The organism is Spiroplasma sp. hy2 (assembly GCF_044714365.1).
Lineage (GTDB): Bacteria > Bacillota_I > Bacilli_A > Mycoplasmatales > Mycoplasmataceae > Spiroplasma > Spiroplasma phoeniceum.
This window is the reverse complement of record NZ_RXFZ02000191.1, coordinates 1-1,697: the sequence shown is the minus strand read 5'-3', so window position 1 is coordinate 1,697 and position 1,697 is coordinate 1. Positions and strand designations below refer to the sequence as shown.

The 1,697-nt window shown below is 27.1% G+C and carries 3 protein-coding genes; all 3 read left to right on the top strand.

Translation table 4 applies throughout. The features are described from left to right. Positions 1 to 163: 163 nt before the first annotated feature. The 3 genes from EHV01_RS05260 (at position 164) to uppS (ending at position 1,667) form a co-directional block, all read left to right on the top strand. The gene (locus EHV01_RS05260; protein ID WP_422066539.1) at positions 164 to 511 is read left to right on the top strand and encodes a hypothetical protein; all 348 of its coding nucleotides are present in this window, start codon (positions 164 to 166) and stop codon (positions 509 to 511) included. 123 nt (positions 512 to 634) lie between these two features. After that, complete coding sequence (locus tag EHV01_RS05255; protein WP_422066538.1) at positions 635 to 898, top strand: hypothetical protein; 264 nt, start codon at positions 635 to 637, stop codon at positions 896 to 898. Positions 899 to 959: 61 nt separating this feature from the next. Next, positions 960 to 1,667, top strand: coding sequence for a polyprenyl diphosphate synthase (gene uppS / locus EHV01_RS05250; RefSeq protein WP_422066537.1), 708 nt, complete (start codon positions 960 to 962; stop codon positions 1,665 to 1,667). Positions 1,668 to 1,697 lie beyond the last annotated feature (30 nt).

Here is a 1,697-nt window from a genome sequence, read left to right as displayed (position 1 = left end):
AATTTTTAAATAAAAGACATAATTAATTAAAATTATAATTTGCTATTAGTATCTTTTTAAAAATATTTACAATTATTTTAATAGGTTATGCAAGAAGTCTATTGAATTAAATTCACTGCAACAGTTAGAAGCCGATGTTAAGGCAAAGAAATTAAGGGATTTTATGATTAAACCAGATGATTGCCAAGAAACTTTTATTGAATTTAATAATAATAAAATTAGTACTTTAATGTTAGAACATCCACATTCATCAAAGTGAGTTGTTGGTTTACATGGCTTTAAACGAAATAAATATTTGGGGTTACGAAACGTATATCATTTTTATCAAGCTGGTTATAATATTTTAACTTTTGATGCATATGCCCACGGAAATACTTATGGTCAAAAATCAGATTTAGGTGTGACGAATGCCATTATTTTAAATTTTTTAATTACATGGTTGAAAAAACATAAAACACCAACTATTATTGGGGTTTTTGGAATTAGTATGGGAGTATCAACTGCCTTATAATATGCCCATCAGTTTTATTTAGAAAATAAAATTGATTGATTAATTGTTGATTGTCCGTTTTCACAACCAGTCCAACAGATTCGGGCTTTTTTACATAAATATATCAAATTACCGTGATGATTAATGTCATTAGGAATTAATAAAAATTTTCGTCGACATTTAAAAACAAATTTAAAACAAATGAATTTACTAAAAGAAAATAACCGGTTACAAGATTTACCAATTTTATTTATTCATGGAACAAAAGATAATTTTGTGAAATACCATAATTCTGTTGTAATGTATTATTTACAACAAAATAAAAATGCGAAAAGTGAAATTTTTCTTGTTCAGAAAACAGCACATACTGGCGCCTTAATTGCTAATCAACAAGCAATGGAAGTTTAAAACTTTCATTTTTTTATGACTCTCGGTATAATTAACAAAATGGGGAAGAAGGACATAAGGCATGAAAATACCACAACATATTGCAATTATTTTAGATGGTAATGGTCGTTGGGCAACTAAGCAAGGTTTAGAACGAACAGCTGGCCATGAAGAAGGAGCAAAACGGATTAAAGATGTCGCATTAAAAGCAAATGCTCTTGGTGTTAAGTATTTAACGATTTATTGTTTTTCAACTGAAAATTGAAAACGAAGTGCACAAGAAGTTGCATATTTAATGGCGATGCCAGAGCGATTATTAAATAATAAACAAGTTAATAATTTTAAGAATGAAAATATTGTTTTAAATCATATTGGTCGGCGTACAAAAATGCCACTTAAAACATTAGCAGCAATTGATAATGCTATTTTACGGACAAAAGATAATAATGGAATGGTTTTAACATTTGCTTTTGACTATGGAGCCATTGAAGAATTATTAACAGCAATTAATCAAATGATAAGTGAAAAATTAGCAACTGTTGATGAACAGACATTATTTCAACATTTATATACTGCAGATTTACCAGATGTTGATTTAATGATTCGATGTGGTGGTGAACAAAGGTTAAGTAATTTTTTATTATTACAAAATCGTTATGCTGAATTATATTTTACCAAAGCATTTTGATCAGAATTTGATGAAAATGCTTCTTTAATTTTGTCGAAAACTCTTGATATTTATAAAATATACCTAAAATTAGGTATATTTTTAATATATGGAGGTAAATAATTAATGAAAAAAATAATTACAGAATTAATA